This window comes from Amphritea opalescens, assembly GCF_003957515.1.
In the GTDB taxonomy this organism is placed as follows: Bacteria; Pseudomonadota; Gammaproteobacteria; order Pseudomonadales; family Balneatricaceae; genus Amphritea; species Amphritea opalescens.
The window spans coordinates 65,885-87,275 of sequence record NZ_RQXW01000012.1 but is presented as its reverse complement, the minus strand read 5'-3'; the positions used below and the strand labels follow the sequence as shown (position 1 = coordinate 87,275).

Annotated in this window: 16 protein-coding genes; 14 read left to right on the top strand and 2 right to left on the bottom strand. The window is 40.7% G+C overall.

Features of this window, described 5'->3' with window-relative positions; translation table 11 throughout:
* Window positions 1-4: 4 nt before the first annotated feature.
* Window positions 5-1,330, bottom strand: a complete 1,326-nt coding sequence (locus EH243_RS13435; protein WP_241235083.1) for an O-antigen ligase family protein — start codon at window positions 1,328-1,330, stop codon at window positions 5-7.
* A gap of 160 nt (window positions 1,331-1,490) precedes the next feature.
* On the bottom strand, window positions 1,491-1,913 hold the full coding sequence (locus EH243_RS13430; protein ID WP_126159185.1) for a hypothetical protein: 423 nt from the start codon (window positions 1,911-1,913) through the stop codon (window positions 1,491-1,493).
* Between the two features lie 837 nt (window positions 1,914-2,750).
* Between EH243_RS13430 and wbaP the strand changes: the two genes are divergently transcribed.
* The 14 genes from wbaP (at window position 2,751) to EH243_RS13360 (ending at window position 21,308) form a co-directional block, all read left to right on the top strand.
* A complete protein-coding gene (gene wbaP / locus EH243_RS13425) occupies window positions 2,751-4,181 on the top strand; it encodes an undecaprenyl-phosphate galactose phosphotransferase WbaP (protein ID WP_206441624.1) in 1,431 nt (476 codons plus the stop codon).
* A 107-nt stretch (window positions 4,182-4,288) separates the two neighbouring features.
* Window positions 4,289-4,792 carry a transcription/translation regulatory transformer protein RfaH gene (gene rfaH / locus EH243_RS13420; protein WP_277600712.1) on the top strand — a complete coding sequence of 168 codons (504 nt, stop codon included), beginning with the start codon at window positions 4,289-4,291 and terminating at the stop codon, window positions 4,790-4,792.
* 206 nt (window positions 4,793-4,998) lie between these two features.
* On the top strand, window positions 4,999-6,063 hold the full coding sequence (rfbB, locus tag EH243_RS13415; protein ID WP_126159183.1) for a dTDP-glucose 4,6-dehydratase: 1,065 nt from the start codon (window positions 4,999-5,001) through the stop codon (window positions 6,061-6,063).
* 18 nt (window positions 6,064-6,081) lie between these two features.
* Window positions 6,082-6,954 carry a glucose-1-phosphate thymidylyltransferase RfbA gene (rfbA, locus tag EH243_RS13410; protein WP_126159182.1) on the top strand — a complete coding sequence of 291 codons (873 nt, stop codon included), beginning with the start codon at window positions 6,082-6,084 and terminating at the stop codon, window positions 6,952-6,954.
* Window positions 6,951-8,063, top strand: a complete 1,113-nt coding sequence (locus tag EH243_RS13405) for a DegT/DnrJ/EryC1/StrS family aminotransferase (RefSeq protein WP_126159181.1) — start codon at window positions 6,951-6,953, stop codon at window positions 8,061-8,063. The genes rfbA and EH243_RS13405 overlap by 4 nt, the downstream gene beginning before the upstream one ends.
* Complete coding sequence (locus EH243_RS13400) at window positions 8,063-8,626, top strand: acyltransferase (RefSeq protein ID WP_126159180.1); 564 nt, start codon at window positions 8,063-8,065, stop codon at window positions 8,624-8,626. The genes EH243_RS13405 and EH243_RS13400 overlap by 1 nt, the downstream gene beginning before the upstream one ends.
* Window positions 8,623-9,813 carry a TDP-N-acetylfucosamine:lipid II N-acetylfucosaminyltransferase family protein gene (locus EH243_RS13395; protein ID WP_126159179.1) on the top strand — a complete coding sequence of 397 codons (1,191 nt, stop codon included), beginning with the start codon at window positions 8,623-8,625 and terminating at the stop codon, window positions 9,811-9,813. Before EH243_RS13400 ends, EH243_RS13395 begins: the two co-directional genes overlap by 4 nt.
* On the top strand, window positions 9,810-11,249 hold the full coding sequence (locus EH243_RS13390; protein ID WP_126159178.1) for a lipopolysaccharide biosynthesis protein: 1,440 nt from the start codon (window positions 9,810-9,812) through the stop codon (window positions 11,247-11,249). The genes EH243_RS13395 and EH243_RS13390 overlap by 4 nt, the downstream gene beginning before the upstream one ends.
* 2,115 nt (window positions 11,250-13,364) lie before the next feature.
* Window positions 13,365-14,438, top strand: a complete 1,074-nt coding sequence (locus EH243_RS13385) for a hypothetical protein (RefSeq protein WP_126159177.1) — start codon at window positions 13,365-13,367, stop codon at window positions 14,436-14,438.
* Window positions 14,439-14,559: 121 nt separating this feature from the next.
* Window positions 14,560-15,702, top strand: a complete 1,143-nt coding sequence (locus EH243_RS13380) for a glycosyltransferase (protein WP_126159176.1) — start codon at window positions 14,560-14,562, stop codon at window positions 15,700-15,702.
* Window positions 15,703-15,758: 56 nt separating this feature from the next.
* Window positions 15,759-16,649, top strand: a complete 891-nt coding sequence (locus tag EH243_RS13375) for a glycosyltransferase (RefSeq protein WP_164549120.1) — start codon at window positions 15,759-15,761, stop codon at window positions 16,647-16,649.
* Window positions 16,650-17,574: 925 nt separating this feature from the next.
* Window positions 17,575-18,354, top strand: a complete 780-nt coding sequence (gene cysQ, locus EH243_RS13370; RefSeq protein WP_126159174.1) for a 3'(2'),5'-bisphosphate nucleotidase CysQ — start codon at window positions 17,575-17,577, stop codon at window positions 18,352-18,354.
* Window positions 18,355-19,003: 649 nt separating this feature from the next.
* Entirely contained in the window at window positions 19,004-20,014 is a 1,011-nt protein-coding gene (gene galE / locus EH243_RS13365) for a UDP-glucose 4-epimerase GalE (RefSeq protein ID WP_126159173.1), read from the top strand.
* Between the two features lie 847 nt (window positions 20,015-20,861).
* The gene (locus tag EH243_RS13360) at window positions 20,862-21,308 is read left to right on the top strand and encodes an REP-associated tyrosine transposase (RefSeq protein ID WP_126159172.1); all 447 of its coding nucleotides are present in this window, start codon (window positions 20,862-20,864) and stop codon (window positions 21,306-21,308) included.
* The last annotated feature ends 83 nt before the right edge of the window (window positions 21,309-21,391 follow it).

Sequence of the window (21,391 nt, the reverse complement as noted above, 5' to 3'; positions counted from 1 at the left end):
TCATCTAACGCTCTCGGCTTTTATGGTGTAACGATATCTGCCCTAGTGCGAGAATAATGACAAAGGTCGCAGCATTCGCAGGGATTTGCAGATTAAAATCAACCGTAGAATGAATAGCGAGCGCAATAATGGCCATGGTTGCGCTAAAGGCGAGGCCGCGCATCAATGTATTTTTACGTTTTATCTGCGCCCGTATAGCTGATATAAACACCAATAAAACCGCCAGCATTAGGCATCCGGTCACCACCACGCCATAATCACTGGCAAACTCAAAATAGTCATTATGGGCATGGTTATAAAAGCCTCTCCCTGCATCATACTCCCGATAGGCGGGAAAGAGCGTGTAATAGCTGCCAGCCCCGCTTCCTGTTAACAGGTTATCCTCGATAGCGCCAAGGGTGTAAGTGTTTACTTCGTCTCGAGTTTCCGAACTATCGCTGGTCTTCTCCAAACGCTGTACCACCTGCTCCACGCCAAAAAAAGTACCAACTACGAATAAGTCAATAATAATCAAACTGCTGATTAGTATGATAGTGGCCTTTGTTGAACGTCGGCTTAGTATGAGTGCAAGCACACCAGCGATGGAAAGGCTGGCAAAAAAAGCGCTGTTGCCCATGCGTGAATGGGACATCACTAATCCAGCAACCATCATGACTAGAATAATCCGCAAGCGCGCTTTATTGCCTAGCAGGGTAGTGAGTAGGCGGCGGAAGAAGTCACGCCAATTGGCGGCAGAGCTGCCATCGAGTGTCGATATCATCAGGCCGATGCCAACGGCTAAGGTGAGCTCTAGATAGCCAGCAAGATGATTACGGTTAACAAAGGTACCGGTGGTGAGGTTGAGGTAATGTTCTTTAGGCACAAAAAATAGATATTCGATACCCGTGAGGGTCATCATGCTGCCATAGACAGCTTGAAACAGCCCGCTGCCAACCAAGGTAAAGCAAAGGAGTTTGATGCGTCGCTTACTTTTAACGAGCAGCGTAGTGAGGGTAAATAATCCGGCCAAAGCGAAGCCAAACAGAGCATCTTGTAGCGTGTTAGCGGGATCAATCGTTATGTCGAGCTGAAACTGCATTAAAGCCCAAAGAGGAGCGCACAACAGTAATGCAATAACCAACCAGCTGTTAGAGAAACTCTTACTTAAACTCAGTTTTCGTTGAGTATAAAGCACTAACCACCAAGCAAGTAATGCGAAAGTGATACTGGATAACAGACTGATAGCCCAGGCTTTATTGCTGCCCAACGGTAGGGGAACCCAAGCGAGAAGAGCCAAATAACTATAAAAAAGAGGGGTATCCGATTTCTGTGATACCAATAAGCTGCTCAACGATAGTATCCTTAATAAAGCCGATAGTGTGCTTGATTTTAAAACAGAGGGTCGTAATAAGTCACTGATGATAATGCCGTTAACATCCATCAAGTTGACGATGGAGGAAAAATTGACAGAAAAAAAGCGCCGTTAAGCGCTTTTTGTCATCAATAAATGCTTATGAAGGTGAAGCAGAGCTGCCGCCACCAGAACCACTGCTGCTGCTAGGGGAAGGAGCAGAAACAGGAGCGCCTGTAGAAGCAGGGGCCACGGCAGCTACGCTGACATTTGCAGCGGCTGCTGCACTAGATACAACACTAGCAGGCACGTTAGCATTAGTTGCAGCAGTGCCGATCGCAGCCAGCGCTGCTGGGTTAGCTGAATAAATACTCATTGCCGCAGTCAAAATCGCTTCTTTCTGTGCGTCTGTTTCAGCAGCGTTAAGCATTGCTTCAATAGCTGCAGCGATCTGTTCTGGGCTTGCGTCTGCTTCCGTCGCCGCTTGGATTTGACTAACAACAGCTGGGTCTGGTGCAGCAGCATAAGCAGGGGCGAGTGGCAATAACATCCCTGCTACAACACCAATAAGTAATTTGCGCATATAGCGTTCTCCTTGAGTTGGTCGAGAGACCATCATTTATTCAAAAAATTGATCTGTCAATAGTATCAATCAGTCCTACTATCTGTAAACAATATTTGATGTCGATGAGGAAAAAAGGGTAAAATTCCCCTGCTATAAATGTTGCTATGCACAATACTTGGGCTGTACATATTTTTGCAATGTAAATAGTGATAAAGTACTTAGCTAAATGAGCGGGGCTAGCCGCTAATCTAGCATCGTAAGCAGGGAAAGCATCACACGATCATAATAATCATGTGTATGATAATGGAGTAGATTGGATTGTGCAGGTCATGAGTAACAGTTTTAAGCCATATGCTGCTTCATCGAAGCGACAACTGCTAAATAATTATGAATCCTTAACCTTCTTGGTGCAGCATTTTGCTGATTTGCTGATCGTATGCGGTACGCTATTTTTCTTTACCTTCCTTAAAGTGGGAGATGTACCTCCTCATTACCGTTTACTGGGGGGGTTGTCCCTCTTAGGTGTTTGGATTATTTACCGTCGCCATGGGGTATATAGCATAGTGGTTCTTTTGTTTGCATCTTGCTTGGTTTTATATATTTCTGCAATAGACCATAAGTGAATTATATTGTTGTCGTAATTAGTTATCGTGTGATTAGAGGCTGCAGAATGAAATTGTATTTTGTTTGAAACTAAAAATAAGTATTTTTAATGAAGTGGAAATTGGTAAGTGAAAGTTGATTGATGTAAATAATAAAAGAATATTCTGATTATTTATTAATAAGGCTGCAGTGTTAAGTTGGTAATTGAAAGGCTGGCATTGTTTTTTTTGTAAGTGTTAAGGTTCTAAAAATATGGATTTTGTATCAAAAAAATCATCTTTGCTTTTCCCTCGAGCAGTTACGTTGCGAGGTTTTTTGCAAGTATTAATTTTGGTTTTGGCTGATCTGATTGGACTTATACTTGCGATTGGAGTCGTTGATAGTCTCGTTGATGCATCGATTTTTGGAAGGTTTAAGCAACTGGGCGTTGTGTTTGTGGTTTTTCTTTTTTTTCAGGTGCGGGCAGGGCAATATAGTCGCCGCAGGCCTTTTTGGGATGACTTACGTAAAACATTGCAAATATGTATTGTTATGTTGTTTATTGATGCCGCATTAGTGACTATATCCGGTAAAGGTAGTGAATTCTTGTGGCCAATTTGGATTTTGGCCATGATAATACTGCCGTTATGTAGGTATTTGGCAAAAGCTATGATGCTCAATTTTAGTATGTTGCAACACAGAGTTGTTATAGTGGGTGATGGTGTTAATGCGACTGAAACTGCGTTGGCATTATTGTGTGAGCCTTTAATGGGGTATGAAATTATAGGTTTTTTGTCACCTGATGAACATGAAAGTACTGGTGTTACGATAAAAGGAACGTCATATTCGGTTATTCGTTTGAGTGATAATCCTGAAGAGCAGTTAGAGGCTATCGGAAATCCACATATTATTATTGCACTAGAGCATGATGATCTGGATCATTTTGGGGGGCAGATAGATAAGCTTAATTTGATATGTCCGAAGTTATCTATTGTTCCCGCTTTGAGAGGTTTGCCATTGCTGGGCATGGATGTGGATAGTTATTTTAGCCATGAAGTGTTGATGATGAATATCCGGAATAATTTGAGTAGGCCTCTTTTTCGTTTGCAAAAACGATTATTTGATATTGTTGGGTCTACTATTCTTTTGTTTTTATTATCTCCATTATTTATTTTGGTGTATTGCAAGGTGCGTAAAAGTGGGGCGCAAGTGTTTTTTGGACACGAGCGTATAGGTCAAAACGGTGTCCCATTTAAGTGCTATAAATTCCGCTCTATGGTGCTTAATGCACAGGATGTATTGCAAGATCTTCTGGCTAATGACTCTGCAGCTCGTGAAGAGTGGGGTAAAGAGTTTAAACTGAAAAATGATCCTCGTATTACTCCTATTGGGCACTTTCTCCGTAAAACTAGCCTAGATGAGTTGCCGCAGCTTTGGAATGTATTAAAGGGCGATATGAGTCTCGTTGGGCCGCGTCCTGTGATAGCGGAAGAGGTATTGAGGTATGGAGATAAGTCACAGCACTATCTTCAATGTAAGCCTGGTATGACAGGGTTATGGCAAGTTAGCGGTCGTAATGATATAGATTATGAAAATCGTGTTTATTTAGATGCGTGGTATGTTAAAAATTGGACATTATGGAACGATATAGTGATTCTTGTGAAAACTGTCGCTGTTGTTGTTCGTCGTGATGGCGCTTATTAGTGAAGTTAATACACCGCTGAGCTTGGTTTCGAAGGATATTTATTGATTGAGGTGTTTTTGCACCATAATGGATATGTTCTAATGCACGCCTACGGGCGGGGTTTATAGTGAATTCTAGTGAAAACAAACAATGGTACCTTATTCAGTGCAAAGTTAGGCACGAGTTGCGCGCGCAAGAAAATCTGCAGCGTCAGGGCTACCACTGTTTTTTACCGCTTTATTCCATTGAAAAAATACGAGCAGGCAAGCGTAGCGACGTCATTGAGCCTTTGTTTCCGGGATATTTATTTATTGCGTTAAATCGAGAGGGTGAAAATTGGGCACCGATTCGCTCGACAAGAGGTGTGTTGCGTCTGGTTACCTTTGCGGGTATCCCCGCCGTTGTGCCATTCGGTGTTGTCGAGCAGCTGATGGCGGCAAAACAAGATGATGATTTGGCGGCTCCGGTGTTGAAGCCTGGCGATGTTTTACGCATCACAGAAGGGCCATTCAAGGAGCTAGAGGCCGTGTTTCACTCTTTCAATGGCGAAGCGCGAGCGTTTGTTTTGCTGGATATTATGCAAAAGCAACAGAAATTAAGTATGCAGGTTAAAGATCTAAAGGCTCTTTAGCTGAGGTTAATACATAGCGAGTTGCAAGTCGGGCGTTGAGGATGACCCTAAATATAACCTTCGGGCGGTAGCGTGTCTGAAGGGTCGGGTTGCGCTGAGCAAGTGTCCTCTATGGGTCACGAGAGAATATGCCTTGATAGTCGGCGTGAGGCGAGAAGTAGCGCCACAGACAAAGCAATTAATAACGATTCGGTTGGATGTTAAATATGAAAGTGTTAGTGACCGGCGGAGCGGGTTTTATTGGTTCTGCCGTAATTCGTTACATCATCAGCAATACAGATGATAGCGTGGTAAACCTTGATAAGCTGACCTATGCTGGCAATCTTGAATCCCTTGCTGATGCTAGCGATAACGCTCGTTATACGTTTGAACACGTTGATATCTGTGACAGGGCTGAAGTTGATCGCGTATTTAATCAACATCAACCTGATATCGTGATGCACTTAGCGGCTGAATCTCATGTGGATCGTTCAATAGATGGCCCCGCAGCGTTTATCGAGACGAATATTGTCGGCACCTATACGTTGTTAGAAGCGGCGCGTCATTATTGGCAGGGTTTAGAAGCGGCAAAGAAGGCTAATTTTCGCTTTCACCATATATCAACCGATGAGGTCTATGGTGATTTAGACGGCCCCGAAGATCTATTCACCGAAGCCACGCCTTACGCCCCAAGTTCACCCTATTCAGCGAGTAAGGCCAGTTCAGATCATCTCGTTAGGGCTTGGCGGCGGACTTACGGTTTTCCCACGTTAATGACGAACTGCTCTAACAACTATGGGCCGTATCACTTCCCTGAAAAGCTGATTCCCCTCGTGATACTGAACGCATTGGATGGTAAGCCACTGCCCATTTACGGTAAGGGAGATCAAATTCGTGATTGGCTTTATGTTGAAGATCATGCCCGTGCGCTTGTTAAGGTCGCGACTGAGGGTAAGGTTGGTGAAACCTACAATATCGGTGGTCATAACGAGAAACAGAATATCGAAGTGGTTCATACCATTTGCGATATTCTGCAGCAACTAGTGCCAGCTGCCGATAGTTTAAGCGTTAATCAATATCGAGACTTGATCACCCATGTACAAGATCGACCCGGCCATGATCTACGTTATGCCATCGATGCCAGTAAAATTCAGCGAGAGTTGGGCTGGAAACCCGCAGAGTCCTTCGAATCCGGCATCCGTAAAACAGTGCAGTGGTATTTGGATAATATTGAATGGTGCCGCCGTGTACAAGATGGCAGTTATCAGCGTGAACGTTTAGGTCAAATCTAATTTAACCAAGGATCAATTATGAAAGGCATTATTCTCGCGGGGGGCTCTGGCACACGGTTGTATCCCATTACTAAGGGCGTCTCTAAACAATTGTTGCCCATTTATGATAAGCCGATGATTTATTATCCGCTATCGGTGCTGATGTTAGCGGGCATCCGTGACATTTTAATCATCTCTACCCCTGAAGATCTGCCTAATTTTGAAAAATTGCTAGGTGATGGCAGTAACTTCGGCATTCGACTAAGTTATGCCGAGCAGCCTAGCCCCGATGGTTTGGCGCAGGCCTTTATCATTGGCGAAGAGTTTATTGGGGATGACAGTGTTTGCCTAGTTTTGGGGGATAATATCTTCTACGGCCAAGGTTTTTCACCCAAGCTCAAGCAAGCGGCAGAGCGTTCAACGGGCGCAACTGTGTTTGGTTATCAAGTAAAAGACCCCGAGCGTTTTGGTGTGGTTGCCTTTGATGCCAACAATAAAGCGATATCCATTGAAGAAAAACCACTAGAACCTAAGTCAAACTATGCTGTCACCGGGCTCTATTTTTATGATAACGACGTAATCGAAATCGCTAAACAGGTGAAGCCATCACATCGAGGCGAGTTAGAGATTACCAGCATCAACCAAGCCTATATGGAACGTGGAGATCTTAGTGTTGAGGTGCTAGGCCGAGGTTTTGCTTGGTTAGATACCGGCACCCATGAGAGCCTGTTGGAAGCCTCGCAATTTGTGGAAACCATTGAAAGACGTCAAGGTTTCAAAATAGCCTGTCTTGAAGAGATTGGTTTTAACAATGGTTGGCTCACGAAAGAACAGTTGCTACAGCAAGCGGATGAGCTTAAGAAAAATGGCTATGGCCAGTATCTATTGAGTTTAGTGGAAGGTGTTGCATGATCCCAGTCACTAAGCCATACCTCCCCAGCCGAGAAAAGCTGAACCACTATATCGATGGTATCTACGAGCGTAACTGGTTGACTAACAACGGTCCCTTGGTGCAAGAGTTGACCCGTCGATTAGAAGATTATCTAGGTGTAGAAAATCTTCTCTTGGTGACTAACGGCACATTAGCCCTGCAAATTGCCTATCACGCGTTGGGTATTAACGAACCAGTGAACGATCAGCCGGCACAAGCGATCACTACCCCGTTTACATTTATTGCCACGGCAAGCTCTCTAAAATGGGATGGAATAACACCGGTATTTGCCGATATAGACCCACAAACCTGGTGTCTAGAGCCAAACAATATTGAAGCCGCCATCACGCCTAATACCCGTGCTATCGTTCCGGTGCATGTATTCGGTAATGCATGCGATGTAGAGGCCATTGATTGTATTGCACAAAAGCACAAGCTAAAAGTTATCTACGATGCTTCTCATGCGTTCGGCGTGCAATATAAAGGCGAAAGCCTACTTAAACACGGCGATGCCGCCACTCTAAGCTTTCACGCGACGAAACTGTTTCATACAGTAGAGGGCGGAGCTATTGTATTCAAGCGTAAAGAAGATCTCGAACGCGCCAAGAAAATGATCAACTTCGGTCTTGCGGGGCCAGATAGGATTGAAGAGCTTGGCATCAATGCCAAGATGAATGAGTTGCAAGCGGCGATGGGGCTCTGCGTGCTGGATGAGATGGAGCAAAATTTAGCAGCACGTGCAAAGATTTGGCTGCATTACGAAGAAGTGCTGGGCAAAATGTTACAGCTTCAAGCCAAGAGTCAATCGTTGGATTACAATTATGCCTATTTTCCGGTCGTTTTTGAAAGTGAAGAGCAGACCCTACAGGTTATTGCCACGCTGAAAGAAAATGGCATACAAGCAAGGCGGTATTTTTATCCCTCATTGGAATCTGTCGAGTGCTTAGGTGCTGAAACTAGCTGCTCAGTTTCAAAAGATATAAGCGGCAGAATCCTATGCTTACCTATATATATAGGGTTGAAACTATCTGAGCAGAAAGAAATAGCTAATATAATTCGACCAATATTAAAGCTGAGAGATAACGAATAGTGGCATTTCTAACTAGAAAACAATTAGAAAGTGTAGGCTTTGCGTCGCTTGGCTCAAATGTTCTTATCTCAGATAAGGCTTCTTTGTATAATCCCGAGAAAATATCAATTGGTAGTCATGTACGTATTGATGATTTCTGTGTTATTTCGGCAGGTGTCGATGGGATAATTATAGGAGATTATGTTCATATTGCAGTATTTAGCTCTCTGATCGGTGCAGGTCGAATCATATTGTCAGATTTTGTAAATCTTTCATCTCGTGTTTCGGTTTATAGTAGTAACGATGATTACTCGGGTGCAACTTTGACAAACCCTATGGTTCCTAGTGAATTTAAGAATGTTCAATCAGCAGATGTTGAGTTGAAGAAGCATGTGATTGTGGGGTCTGGTAGTGTAATTTTACCAGGAGTAACTTTACATGAAGGCGTGGCAATCGGAGCATTAAGTCTAGTCTCAAAAAATTGCGAAGAGTTTAAAATATATTCTGGTGTGCCAGCAAGAGCAATTAAAAATAGGAAGAAAGATCTAAAAGCTGTTGAAGTGGAGTTTCTTAATAAACAATGAAGATTTTACACCTTGCTACTGATGATAAGTTTATAGATCATGCTTACTTTGTTTTTGAAAAAGTATATCCAGGCCAAAATGATGTATGGATTATCTCAAAATCAGCTAATTTAAAATTTGTAAAAATCAAACCCAAAAGAAAAATAGTAGTAAAACTTTTTCAAAAGAAAACACCGAAAGTATCAAAAAGTTACTATCAAAATTTTGATTTAGTGGTATTTCATTCGTTTGGGGATAGTCTCTATCCTGAAATTTTCAATATACCAAAAGGTACACCAACTGTATGGCTTGGTTGGGGATACGATTACTACGACCTGATTTGTAAACCTGAAAATCTTTTATTGGAAGAGACAAAAAAGTTAAGAATTAAAAATCATAAGCTTAAAGTAAGAGCAGTGGCTAGTATGATGCTTCAGTTTATGTTTAAAGTGACAGGAGTATCTAAGTCAAGATATGAAGCTATACACAAAATAACACTATTTTCGCCAGTGCTTCCAGAAGAATATGAGTTAGTACGAAATTCTCGAAATTGGAATAGTTTTCCAGAGAGTGCTAGATGGAACTATGGAACGATGGAAGACCACTTAATTAAGGGATTTGAGGGGGAACAAGTGGATGGTGATGCTATATTGATTGGCAATAGTGCCTCGTTCACTTGTAATCATAAAGAAACGCTTGATTTTCTTCATAGTAAAGGAATTAGTAATCGCTATCTTATTGCCCCATTAAGCTATGGCGATAAAAATTATGGCGAAAAAATTTCTTCAATTGGGAACGAATTATTTGGCAAAAAATTCAAGCCACTAACAGAGTTTATGCCAGTAAAAGACTACGTAGCTACCATCAGAAAATGTGGTTATGTAATCATGAATCATAAAAGACAACAAGCCGTTGGTAATATCGTTATAATGTTGTACCTCGGTGCGCGAGTGTTTCTTCGTGAAGAGAATCCAACGTATCTATTCTTAAAGGAACAGGGTGTTCTCTTATCATCGGTGCAAGAACTAGAAAAAGATTTTTCGTTATTAGAGAAACCACTATCTGTCGAAGAAAAGGAAACTAATAAACGCTTAGTTAGTGAATATTGGGGGAGAGATAACGCTATACGCCAAACAAAAAATCTTATAGAACAAACTTTTAAATTAAAAGGTAAGCATAGTAATGGTCAAAAAAGGATCTTAGTTTGACTCCAAAAAAAATTGCGCTTTTCGCCATTGGCCCTCTAGGTGGTGCACTATTGGGTTTTATTACTCTTCCTCTGATTACTTGGTTTTTTAGTCAGGAAGATATTGGGCGAATCTCAATGATGCAGGTGACATTGAGTTTCAGTACATTGTTTTTTAGTCTTGGGTTAGATCAAGCTTATGTGCGTGAATTTCATGAAACGGATAATAAGCCAGCACTCCTTAAAATGACATTGTTGCCAGGTTTAGCGATTTTATTATTAACGCTTAGTGTTCTGCTGCTCGATAGCGAATTTTTGTCAAACCTCTTATTTGATATACCTGCTTGGTATTTGAGCTTATTGGTTGTTGTTGCTCTAATTGCAAGTTTTATTGCGCGTTTCCTGTCGTTGATTCTACGTATGAACGAACAGGGTTTAGCGTTCTCTATGAGCCAAATTCTTCCAAAAATATTGCTGCTGGTGATTATTGGCGTTTATATTGTTATAGGTTCTGAGAAAAGTTTATCAAACCTATTAATAGCCAACACCGCTGCTATTGTACTGGTGTGCTTCGTTTTTTGTTGGAATACTCGTCAGGAATGGTTGGCCAGTATCGGTGAGAAGATAGTTGTTACACGGTTAAAAGAAATGCTGAAGTTTGGTTTTCCGTTAATTTTTGGTGGACTAGCCTTCTGGGGATTGACTGCAACAGATAAAGTATTGCTAAGGTCGCTCTCAAGTTATGAAGAATTAGGTCTTTATTCAGTATCGGTTAGTTTTGCTGCTGCAGCGACTATATTGCAAAGTGTCTTTTCCACGGTGTGGGCGCCGACTGTTTATAAGTGGGCGGGAAGAGGTGAAGGGTTAGAAAAAATTCATAAGGTCACTCGGTATGTCTTGCTTTGTGTTGTGATACTTTTCTGTCTTGCGGGGCTTTTCTCATGGGTAGTAACGTATCTATTACCTAAAAATTACACAGATGTGCAGTGGCTTGTTATATCCTGCTTAGGCTATCCGTTGCTTTACACTTTATCGGAAACAACGGTAGTGGGTATTGGCATTTCTAGACGGACATCCCTAGGAATGTTAGCTGCTATTATTGCATTTGTTCTTAATGCGGCAGGTAATTGGTGGCTAATCCCAATATACGGAGCTGCCGGTGCGGCAGTAAGTACTAGTGTATCTTTTTGGGTTTTCTTTATATTGAGAACAGAGTTTTCTATTTCTGTATGGCAACCTATTCCCCGTGTAGCGCTATACAGCTATACGATACTTATAGTGGTCGGCGCGATTATCAGTACTTTGTTTGGCAAGGTTCTAGGTTGGTCTCTTTATGGATATTGGCTTGCTGTTTTATTAAGCTGTATTTTTATGTTTAAAAATGAGCTTTTTGAAATTAAAAGTAAAGTTAAGATGTGGTCGAGAGCTAGAGACGGTTCGATTAAACCTCTCTCATGAGGAGGTTGACTCATGAAAATAAGGTTGTTAATCTCATGTCAGATTGTCTTGGCTTACAGGTTTATTCAATAATAAATGGCGTAATATACTTAAAGATATTTTCCTAATTCATATAGATGAACTGACGCGCTGGGGTTATTAGAGAGGATTGGATGAGTCGTATTATTCAAGCGTGGTAATGAAAGATACATTGTCCTTGTCAAAAAATATTCTATGTTCACTGTAGATAATAACGAATGTAACATCATCGATGGACTATGAGCTTTATGAAGTTACTGAGTTCGCTTGTTTGTAGGCCTATTACGGGATGAAGCTTTCCTGATCACTAGAGTTATGAACTTTACCTCGCTTTGATAGGATTATAAGTTAGGTCAAAAGCTATTTTAAAAAGTAATAAAGAGTCGATTAAGTCGCTATCGAGTTAAAATAAATTAATATTATTGATACGGCTGTGATTAAAACAGCCAGTTTGGTAAAGAATAGATCAAAGGCCTGAGCCTCTGGTTGCACGTAACCAGAAAGTAAAAAAGTAGACTATCGGCTTGTAAGCACATATTAGCCTCGGTGCTAAACATGGCGATATTCACAGTATGACGATGAGATCGGCTTATAAAATGGACTTAATAAATATCTGGACTTATGATGAGGGTAAAATATTCTTTTTAGTAGGCTCGGACTGTTGAAGTGGAAACGATTAGAAACAGCATAAAGCGCTTGAAGACTGATTTAAGAACTCTCGGTGATTCCAAAATAAGGAAAATCATATTTGGGCTAACAATCAACGGATCAAGCGCCACACTCTAAAGCGAATATCCAAACATCCAACAAACGTTGAGTACTTGTTTCGAATGCCAAATGTAGATTAGATTCTGAAAAGTATCTATACTGGACTAGTCAAAATGACAAGTTATTTTCAATGAAGAGTAGCTCACGTTATTAACCCAGCGACAATTAGGTATAAATAGAATATAATCTGCGTATAAAAAAGACACATGGAAAGCCTCTTCTAAGCTTAAGCAACGCAACTTGATAGTTATCCGCATGTTTAGCAAGGTCATAAAAAGGGCGGAGATGGCGCAGATTATAGGTGTCCTCAACACTGCTACTTGCAGTGGATCGGGGTGAGGGCTTGGAATCTGTGATGCGAAAAGGCAATAAAACTGGGTGAAGTGGTCGGAGGCCTAAAGAGCAACAGGTCCAACCCAGCTCAAGATTCCAAGCTGAAGAAGCTGATTTATGATCATAATCCGGACCAGATGAAAGTTGCCTTTTCCTCTATGGAATCGCAAAGTTATTCCTGTAGTGGTCAAGCAAAGTTGAATATCGTAAATTTCGATGGGCATCATTAAAGACTATTAAAACGTTGAGGGTTTACACCTCAGAAATCACAAAACGAGTCTATGAGCGCAATCCAATGTTATACAAAAGTGGTTTACAATACCTGTCCCAACATAAAAAACGAGCATCGGTATATAGTTCAGATATTTATTAGGGGGATGAAATAGGGATACGCAATGGGTGTCAGCGAACATGATTTCAGCAGTACGTAATCAAAAATTCGTCCGATTCATTATTAATGAAAAGGGTCTGATTGCTGAAGTATTACTATGCTTTATTAAGTGATTAATAAGATGCAGGGCATGAGCTTTTTCTAATGATGCAATATCTTCGTAGCTCATCATAAATTGATTATGGTGGTTTGTAGAAAAGATAGAGGTTTGCTATTTACCTGCTATTCATCCAGTTTGAGTCCTTATGAGTATATAAGAGTTTATTTGAAGGCGAAAAACTTAGTGCATCATAGGGGAAAAATAAATATATTTTTTGGAAGGGATGTTTGATTATATATTCATGTTGCGGGGAATTAGATTGAGTTTCGCAATCTTTCTGGTATCTGGGCTTCAGTAGGATTTCTATAATTTGGTCAATATTTTTATTCTGTATATAAGATTTATTGTAGTCAATTAGGTTCAATTTTTTACCTGCATAATGTGTTTTATATAAATTAGAAAGTAAATGTTTTTTTTATTTTAAAGAGCTTGTGTTTTTTATGCAAATAGATTTTAGATCTTTTTCTGATTTGAGTTTTTTCTCAATGGTTGATGGTGTTTGATTATGATTTTAAAAAAAACAAACGTACTTATTGTTATTCTTTTTCTCTTAGGTTTTTCACAGTTTTTTGTGAAAATCGAACCTGGGCCTGCTGAGTTTTTATTATTATTTCTTGTTCCTTATGTGAAATATAAAGCTCTTATACATCCGGCTACTATTGGGCTTTTTGTTGGAAATGTAATAGCTCTTTTTTTAGAAGTATCTATATTTGATTCAATGCTATGGAGCTTGACAAGTTTATACTTAACACTTTTGTTTGTCGTAGTGCTATCCTGTATATATAGAATTGGTTATGATGCTTATTCTTCTATAATTATTGGCGGTTGTTTTGGCTGTGTAATTACTTTGTTAATATTGTTAACCACAAATTCACCAGACCTTTATCGATATGGAATTAGATTTACTGGATATTTCAAAGACCCTAATGTAGCTGCACCTACAGCTGTTTTCTTCGGAGTTGCCGCTCTTTTATTAAAAGGGAGGTTGAAAATATTAGCTGTTTTCCCATTATTAATTTTTTTAATTGCGATGAGTCGCGCATCATATATTGCACTTATATGTGCAATAATAATGACTTTATCACTCGGGCATCCCGTTAGATTTTATTTTTCAGGCTTAATTGTTAGTGTGTTACTAATAATGAAGGACTATCTAATGACGTTAGCTAATATTATTTTTTCTTCAATTGGTCGCGGAGCTATATTTAATTCGTACGATAGTGATAGAGCTTCAAACTGGAATATTTTGATATCCAGTTGGAGTAATAAAATACTACCTTTAGCACCTACATATAGTGAAAAAAATGGATATGCAGCTCATTCAACACCACTTAGGCTATTGGTAGAGCAGGGAATGATTTCAACAATTTTATTTTTTATTGTTTGTTTTATTGCTGTTAGGTCAACACAGCCTAAATTGTTGCTCTTAGCATTATTAACGGTAATGATTAATGGTATTGTAGTTGATGCAACCCACTGGCGTGTGTTGTTTATAGTATTGGCTTTGTCTATTGGGGCTGCTTATATGACTTTTAAAGATTCAGTTATGGGCGGTACTTACAATAATAGGAAATTGTAATTTTTATATATAGTAATAGTAATAGTAATAGTAATAGTAATAGTAATAGTAATAGTAATAGTAATAGTAATAGTAATAGTAATAGTAATAGTAATAGTAATAGCAAGAGCAAGAGCATAAAATGAAGATACTTCATGCAACTGAAGTTGATACTGGTGGTACAATAACAGTACTGAAAACACTCGTAGAAAGTCAAATGAAATCACCTAGTGTAAATTCTGTTATTTGTTTAGTTCCAAAAATAAAAAGTAAAACTCTAGTCGATATTCCTAAGGAAAATATAAGGACATATCGATGCAGTGGAAGGAATTTAATTTCATTTTTTTTATTTTCAATTTCACTTGCAGTTCTAACGATAAAAGAAAAGCCTGATATTATACACCTTCATAGCTCATTTGCTGGAATGTTTGGTCGTCTGGTATTGTTTTTTTTGGTTCCGATTGTTAGGCCTGTAGTGATTTATTGTCCTCATGGTTTTTCTTTTTTGATGGATGGTTCGACTACAAAAAGAAAAGTTCTTTCGACGATAGAACTTTTGCTATCAAAAATAACTGATAGAATAATATGTGTCAGTGAATATGAAAAAAAAATAGCTGCTCTTGTGGGAATTAAAAAATCTAAATTGGTAGTTGTTCATAATGGTGTTTCTCCAATTAAGGGGAATGTTATAAAAAGTAAGTGTTCGTCTTCTTTTGGAGATAAGTTAAATCTATTATTTGTGGGAAGGTTAAATCCAGCCAAAGGGTTCGACACGCTACTTGCTGCAATGGAAAGATTAAACGACGAACAGGTCCATCTAACTGTTTTGGGGATATCTTTTTCTGAGGTCCCTAGTGAAACTATGGCTAGCAATATTTCATATATAGGTTGGTGTAGTGAAGAAGAAATGTATCCATACTTTATGCGTGCAGATGTTCTAGTTCTTCCTAGTCGGTGGGAGGGGTTTCCAATGGTGGTACTGGAAGCAATGAATTTTTCTATTCCAGTAGTTGCTAGTAACTGTACTTCCTTATCCGAATCAGTAAAGAGTGGGATTACGGGCTTTCTTTTTCCTACATCAGATTACAAAGAATTAGCTAAAATTTTATCATGTACACCTTTTGAAAAATGGAAAGAGCTCGGGGAAAATGGAAGGAAATATTATTTAGAGAATTTCACATCAGAGAAGATGGTACAGACCACATATAAAAATTATAAGGAGCTTTTAGGAAAAAAAATAGTTGAAAAATATCTAATTTATTTTGAAATATTTGTGATATTTTAATGTGCATGCATATTTTTCACTACTTAATTATGATTGTAAGTTAAATGAGTGCTTGTATGGTAAATATATATACTACTGTAAATGAAGATTTGATAATAAAAGAATCAGTATGTTCTCCGTTGGTATCAATATATGTGCCAACACACAATAGACCAGATTTTTTAATAAGAGCGTTGGAGTCCTTAGTGTTACAAACTTATAAAAATATTGAAGTATTAGTTTGTGATGATGGTTCTTCTTCTGATCTTAAATATATTAGAGATTCTTTTTGTAAGAAGTTTCCTTATTTCTGCTGGGTAGAAAGTTCTGAGCCTAGGGGTGCATGTGTTTCTCGTAATGAATTAATACAAAGGGCAACTGGTGAATACATAACTGGGTTAGATGATGATGATGAATTCCTTCCTAATCGAGTTGAGTGCTTTATAAAAGCTCCTGAGTTGAGCCAATATTCTTTTCTTTGTAGTAGAAATGAGACAAACACTGGGGAAAAAACTTTTATAGGTTCTAGGTTTTATGGCTCTGTCGCACTTGACGATATGTTCAATGGAAATGTTGTTGGAAATCAAATATTTATAAAAACATCATCTCTCAGGTATGTTGGTGGTTTTGATGAGTCTTTTCCTTCTTGGCAAGATTATGATACTTGGTTTAGATTGATAGATACTTTTGGTTCTGCATTTAAATTGAAAGAACCTTCTTATAAATTGAATATTGGCCATGAAATGGGTCGTATAACTAAATCTGAAAAAGCTAAGTTAGGTTTTTTAAAATTTATTGAAAAGCATGGAGAAAAATTGCCTGAAAAATCTAAAAACACACTTAAGATTGTTGACTTAATAAATAGAAATGAAAAAATTTCCCTCATGAATACACTAAGTGTTTTAAATGGTAGATCTTTTTTCTTGATTTGTAGATATTTTTTAAAAAAAGTATACCTATTGATTTGAATGTGCATAGAATTCTGCGTCGGCAGTAATTTATTCAAAAATAAATGTGCTACAAAAGTAAGGTTTTCGTAATCTATACGCATGATCTGCAGCATGAAAATTAACGTTATACCGATAGGTAAACCATGGTTATTCTTAAGTCCGAAAAGTTGGAAAATCGATAGTGTTGAGAATTCAGTGTCATTTCTTTTAAATATCTCAAAAAAGTGTATTGCATGACTAAACGAAGATTCGATATGGACGCCGATCTAAAAGCCTGTAAGCGCAAGATAAGTTCAACCTAAAATATTTTTCAGCTGCATGCTAATCATTGTCCTCATCAAATAAGAGGGCAGAATTATAATTACGAATAAAAATATACTTTTTGGCAACTTTATATCGACAGTTGGTAATACGCGGCTAATCACAGACAGGCTATTACCAACAACACGTACTTAAATTAGGGGATTTCAGTTATAGCCGTACTCGCTTTGGCAAAGCCAAGCGCACCAATAAATTGGTTCCAGGCGAGGGGGGGGGAGCTGCAGGATCGATTGTCATTACCGAGTGGCTTTCGGTTATAAGTGCCTGTTCATGCTCTGGCAGACGTACTGCTATTGCCGAATCGAGTCGCTCAGTATAAGGACTGATAATTCGCCTCGTAGTGAGCGTGTTAGTTTAGCTGTAAGCTGAGCAAGTCGATAGCATAATCGAATCGACGGTTTGTCTGTTCTAGTGTAGGAAATGACATTGGTTCCTATAATCGTGGTCGTGGAAGAATCAAACTGCGGTACTGGGGGGGGACTAGGACTTTGGCGTTTTGTCAGGATTGGAGAAGCAAAGCTTCTGTTGGTTCAAATTTGAAGATACGATCAACTTCACGGGTGCCTTATTATTGATATAACTTTCTCTGCGTTGTATTCATCTTTATGGCGAGATAACTACTATGTTTAACAATTTGGATATCATTACGCTGGCTAAGCACGCCGGTGCCGCCATTATGGAAATCTATCAGCGGGATTTCGCCATTTCTGAAAAAAGTGACGCTAGCCCGTTAACGGAGGCTGATTTAGCGTCCCATCACTGTATTGTTGATGGGTTAAAGGTACTGACTCCGGAGATTCCTGTTTTATCTGAAGAGTCGGGAGCTGATGAGCATCAGGGGCGGATGGCATGGCAGACGTATTGGCTGATTGACCCATTGGATGGCACTAAAGAGTTTATTAAGAAAAATGGTGAGTTTACCGTCAATATTGCGTTGATTGAGGATGGCAAGGCTGTGTTTGGTGTGGTGTATGCGCCAGCGCTTGGGGTAACTTATTGGGGCGATGCCGGCGGAGCCTTTAAAGAGACTGATGGTCAAGTTTCGCCCATTCAGGTCTCTGATATCCCTGCTGATGGTGCCGTTTGGCGTGTGGTAGGAAGTCGGTCCCATCAGAGTGATGAGTTTAAGGCGTTTGTGAAAGGCTTACCCAAAACTGAAGTGGTTTCTATGGGGAGTTCGTTGAAGCTGTGCTTGGTGGCAGAAGGGGCAGCAGACCTGTACCCTCGTTTGGGGTTAACCAGTGAGTGGGATACCGCTGCGGCCCATGCCGTGGTGACTGCGGCGGGTGGTCAGGTATTGCAATATCCTGAGTTGACGCCGCTGCTGTACAATACCCGTCCTGATACTTTGTTGAACCCGTTTTTTATAGTATGCGCAGATCGTTCTGATAAGTGGACATAGGTTTAATTGGTGTAGGAGGCTTGACTTCACGCCGATAATGTTGGGTTTTGTGGTTCAATCGCGACGAGGGCGTCGCTCGCTACGGTATTAATGATTTGTAGGAGGCGTGCCCTCACGCCGAGCTGATGGTTTGGGTTTTGTGGGTTAATCGCGACGGGGGCGTCGCTCGCTACGGTTTGGTGCGATATTGAATGATTTGTAGGAGGCGTGCCCTCGCGCCGATGATGTGGGGTTTTGCGGGTTAATCGCGACGTGGGCGTCGCTCGCTACGGTGTTAATGATTTGTAGGAGGCGTGCCCTCACGCCGATGATGTTGGGTTTGGCGGGTTAATCGCGACGGGGGCGTCGCTCGCTACGGTGTTAATGATTTGTAGGAGGCGTGCCCTCACGCCGATGGTGTTGGTTTTTGTGGTTAATCGCGACGAGGGCGTCGCTCGCTACGGGTTTGGTGCGAGATTGCATGTTTTGTAGGATGGGGCCCCCACGTCGATGATATTGGATTTTTATGATTTAATCGCGACGGTTGTGGTGCGAGATTCAATGTTTTGTAGGAGGCGTGCCCTCACGCCGATGGTTTGGGTTATAGTGATTTTTGTTATGACGAATATGATGTTTTGCTTTTTAAAGCGGATTTGTAAAGGATATTGAGATGGCGATTCTGGTAACAGGTGGAGCAGGTTATATCGGCTCTCATGCGGTGGTTATGTTGCTGAATGCAGGTTATGAAGTCGTTGTTTATGACAACCTGTGTAATAGCCGTCCGGAGGTATTTAACCGGATTGAAACCATAGCCGGTAAACGCCCAACGTTTGTTGAGGGAGATATTCGTGACCGTGCATCGCTTGATGCGTTATTTTCTAAGTATACGATTGAATCGGTTATTCATTTTGCAGGTTTGAAGGCGGTGGGTGAATCGGTAGAAAAACCACTGCTTTATTATAAGAACAATGTTGAGGGGTCACTTACGCTGTTCGATGTTATGGCTTCTCATGATTGTAAGCGTATTGTTTTTAGCTCATCTGCAACGGTATATGGCGATCCTGCCAATGTCCCTATTCGTGAGAATTTCCCAACTTCAGCAACTAATCCTTATGGCCAATCAAAGTTAATGATTGAGACGGTGCTAAATGATTTGGCGACGTCTGATGCGCAGTGGCAGATCTCTTTGTTGCGTTACTTTAATCCTGTTGGTGCTCATGAGAGCGGTTTGATTGGTGAGGATCCGCAGGGTATTCCCAATAATCTGATGCCGTTTGTTGCTCAAGTTGCTGTTGGAAAGCGCGACAAACTTAGTATATTTGGTGGAGATTATTCAACGATTGATGGAACAGGGGTGCGTGATTATATCCATGTTGAAGATCTTGCGGCGGGTCATTTGTGTGCGCTTAATGCTTTGAGTCCTAAGCACGGTTGTAAGGCTTATAATCTTGGCACGGGTAATGGCTATTCAGTTTTGCAGGTTGTAAATGCATTTGCAGGTGCTTCTGGGCGAGATATACCTTATCAAATCGTTGAGCGCAGATCTGGAGATATTGCCGAGTGTTATGCCGATCCTGAGTTTAGTGAGAAGGCGCTTGGGTGGAAGGCTAAGTATGATTTACAACGTATGGTTGCAGATCATTGGCGTTGGCAATCAAAGAACCCCGATGGTTATAGATAGATCAGAATGGTTTTTTATGTTCTACGTGTTTTTGTAGGGGGTGTGCCTCACGCCGATGATGTTGGGTTTTGCGGGTTAATCGCGACGAGGCGTCGCTCGCTACGGGTTTGGTGCGAGATTGAATGATTTGTAGGAGGCGTGCCCTCACGCCGAAGGTTTGGGTTTTTGTGGTTAATCGCGACGGGGGCGTCTCGCTACAAGCATGTTGTATTACGAGATTGAGGCGTGCCCTCACGCCGATGATGTTGGGTTTTGCGGGTTAATCGCGACGGTTGTGGTGCGAGATTCAATGTTTTGTAGGAGGCGTGCCCTCACGCCGATGATGTTGGGTTTTGTGGTTAATCGCGACGAGGGCGTCGCTCGCTACGGGTTTGGTGCGAGATTGCATGTTTTGTAGGATGGGCCCCCCACGTCGATGATATTGGATTTTTATGGTTTAATCGCGACGGTTGTGGTGCGAGATTCAATGTTTTGTAGGAGGCGTGCCCTCACGCCGATGATGTTGGGTTTTGTGGTTTAATCGCGACGGGGGCGTCGCTCGCTACAAGCATGTTGGGTTGCGAGATTGAATGATTTGTAGGAGGCGTGGCCCACGCCGATGATGTTTGGTTTTGTGGGTTAATCGCGACGGGAGCGCCGTTCGCAACGGTATTGTGTGAAATTGAATGATTTGTAGGAGGCGTGCCCTCACGCCGATGATGTTGGTTTTTGTGGTTAATCGCGACGAGGCGTCGCTCGCTACGGGTTTGGTGCGAGGTTGCATGTTTTGTAGGATGCGTGCCCTCACTCCGATGGTTTGGATTTTGTGTTTCAATCGCGATGGGCGAGATATTTTATAGGTGAAAAGATGAAAGGGAATTCATCTGGGCTACGTAAAGGACGTTATTCAGAGCCTGGTCGTATATATCTGGTTACATTTGTAACCTTTCAAAGAAAACCTATTTTCAATGATTTTATTTTAGGTCGTAAGCTCGTTGATGTTATTCGTAAAGAATCCGAATTTACCGATACGTTAGCTTTTGTTGTAATGCCTGATCATGTGCATTGGTTGCTTCAGCTTAAATCAAAATCTTTGAGCGATACGCTTAAAACGGTTAAGTCTTTGTCTTCGAGAGAGATTAAAAGATTAAGGGCCGTGTCAGGTATTATTTGGCAGAAAGGATTTCATGATCATGCGGTGAGGCGTGAAGAAGATTTAGTGGATATTGCCCGTTATATTGTGATGAATCCCGTTAGGGCAGGGTTAGTCACAAGTATTAGGGAATACGCTTTGTGGGATGCCGTGTGGTTATAATTAGGTTGATTATTTGGATGTGGTTATTTAATCGCGGTGGTTGGGTGTTTTGTAGGAGGCGTGCCTTCACGCCGAGCCGATGG

Excerpts from the sequence above, each read along its gene's own strand:
- rfbA (WP_126159182.1), top strand. The coding sequence starts at position 6,082 with ATGAAAGGCATTATTCTCGCGGGGGGCTCTGGCACACGGTTGTATCCC.
- EH243_RS13405 (WP_126159181.1), top strand. The coding sequence starts at position 6,951 with ATGATCCCAGTCACTAAGCCATACCTCCCCAGCCGAGAAAAGCTGAAC.
- EH243_RS13430 (WP_126159185.1), bottom strand. The coding sequence starts at position 1,913 with ATGCGCAAATTACTTATTGGTGTTGTAGCAGGGATGTTATTGCCACTC.
- galE (WP_126159173.1), top strand. The coding sequence starts at position 19,004 with ATGGCGATTCTGGTAACAGGTGGAGCAGGTTATATCGGCTCTCATGCG.
- EH243_RS13380 (WP_126159176.1), top strand. The coding sequence starts at position 14,560 with ATGAAGATACTTCATGCAACTGAAGTTGATACTGGTGGTACAATAACA.
- cysQ (WP_126159174.1), top strand. The coding sequence starts at position 17,575 with ATGTTTAACAATTTGGATATCATTACGCTGGCTAAGCACGCCGGTGCC.
- EH243_RS13395 (WP_126159179.1), top strand. The coding sequence starts at position 8,623 with ATGAAGATTTTACACCTTGCTACTGATGATAAGTTTATAGATCATGCT.
- EH243_RS13385 (WP_126159177.1), top strand. The coding sequence starts at position 13,365 with ATGATTTTAAAAAAAACAAACGTACTTATTGTTATTCTTTTTCTCTTA.
- wbaP (WP_206441624.1), top strand. The coding sequence starts at position 2,751 with ATGGATTTTGTATCAAAAAAATCATCTTTGCTTTTCCCTCGAGCAGTT.
- rfbB (WP_126159183.1), top strand. The coding sequence starts at position 4,999 with ATGAAAGTGTTAGTGACCGGCGGAGCGGGTTTTATTGGTTCTGCCGTA.
- EH243_RS13375 (WP_164549120.1), top strand. The coding sequence starts at position 15,759 with ATGGTAAATATATATACTACTGTAAATGAAGATTTGATAATAAAAGAA.
- EH243_RS13360 (WP_126159172.1), top strand. The coding sequence starts at position 20,862 with ATGAAAGGGAATTCATCTGGGCTACGTAAAGGACGTTATTCAGAGCCT.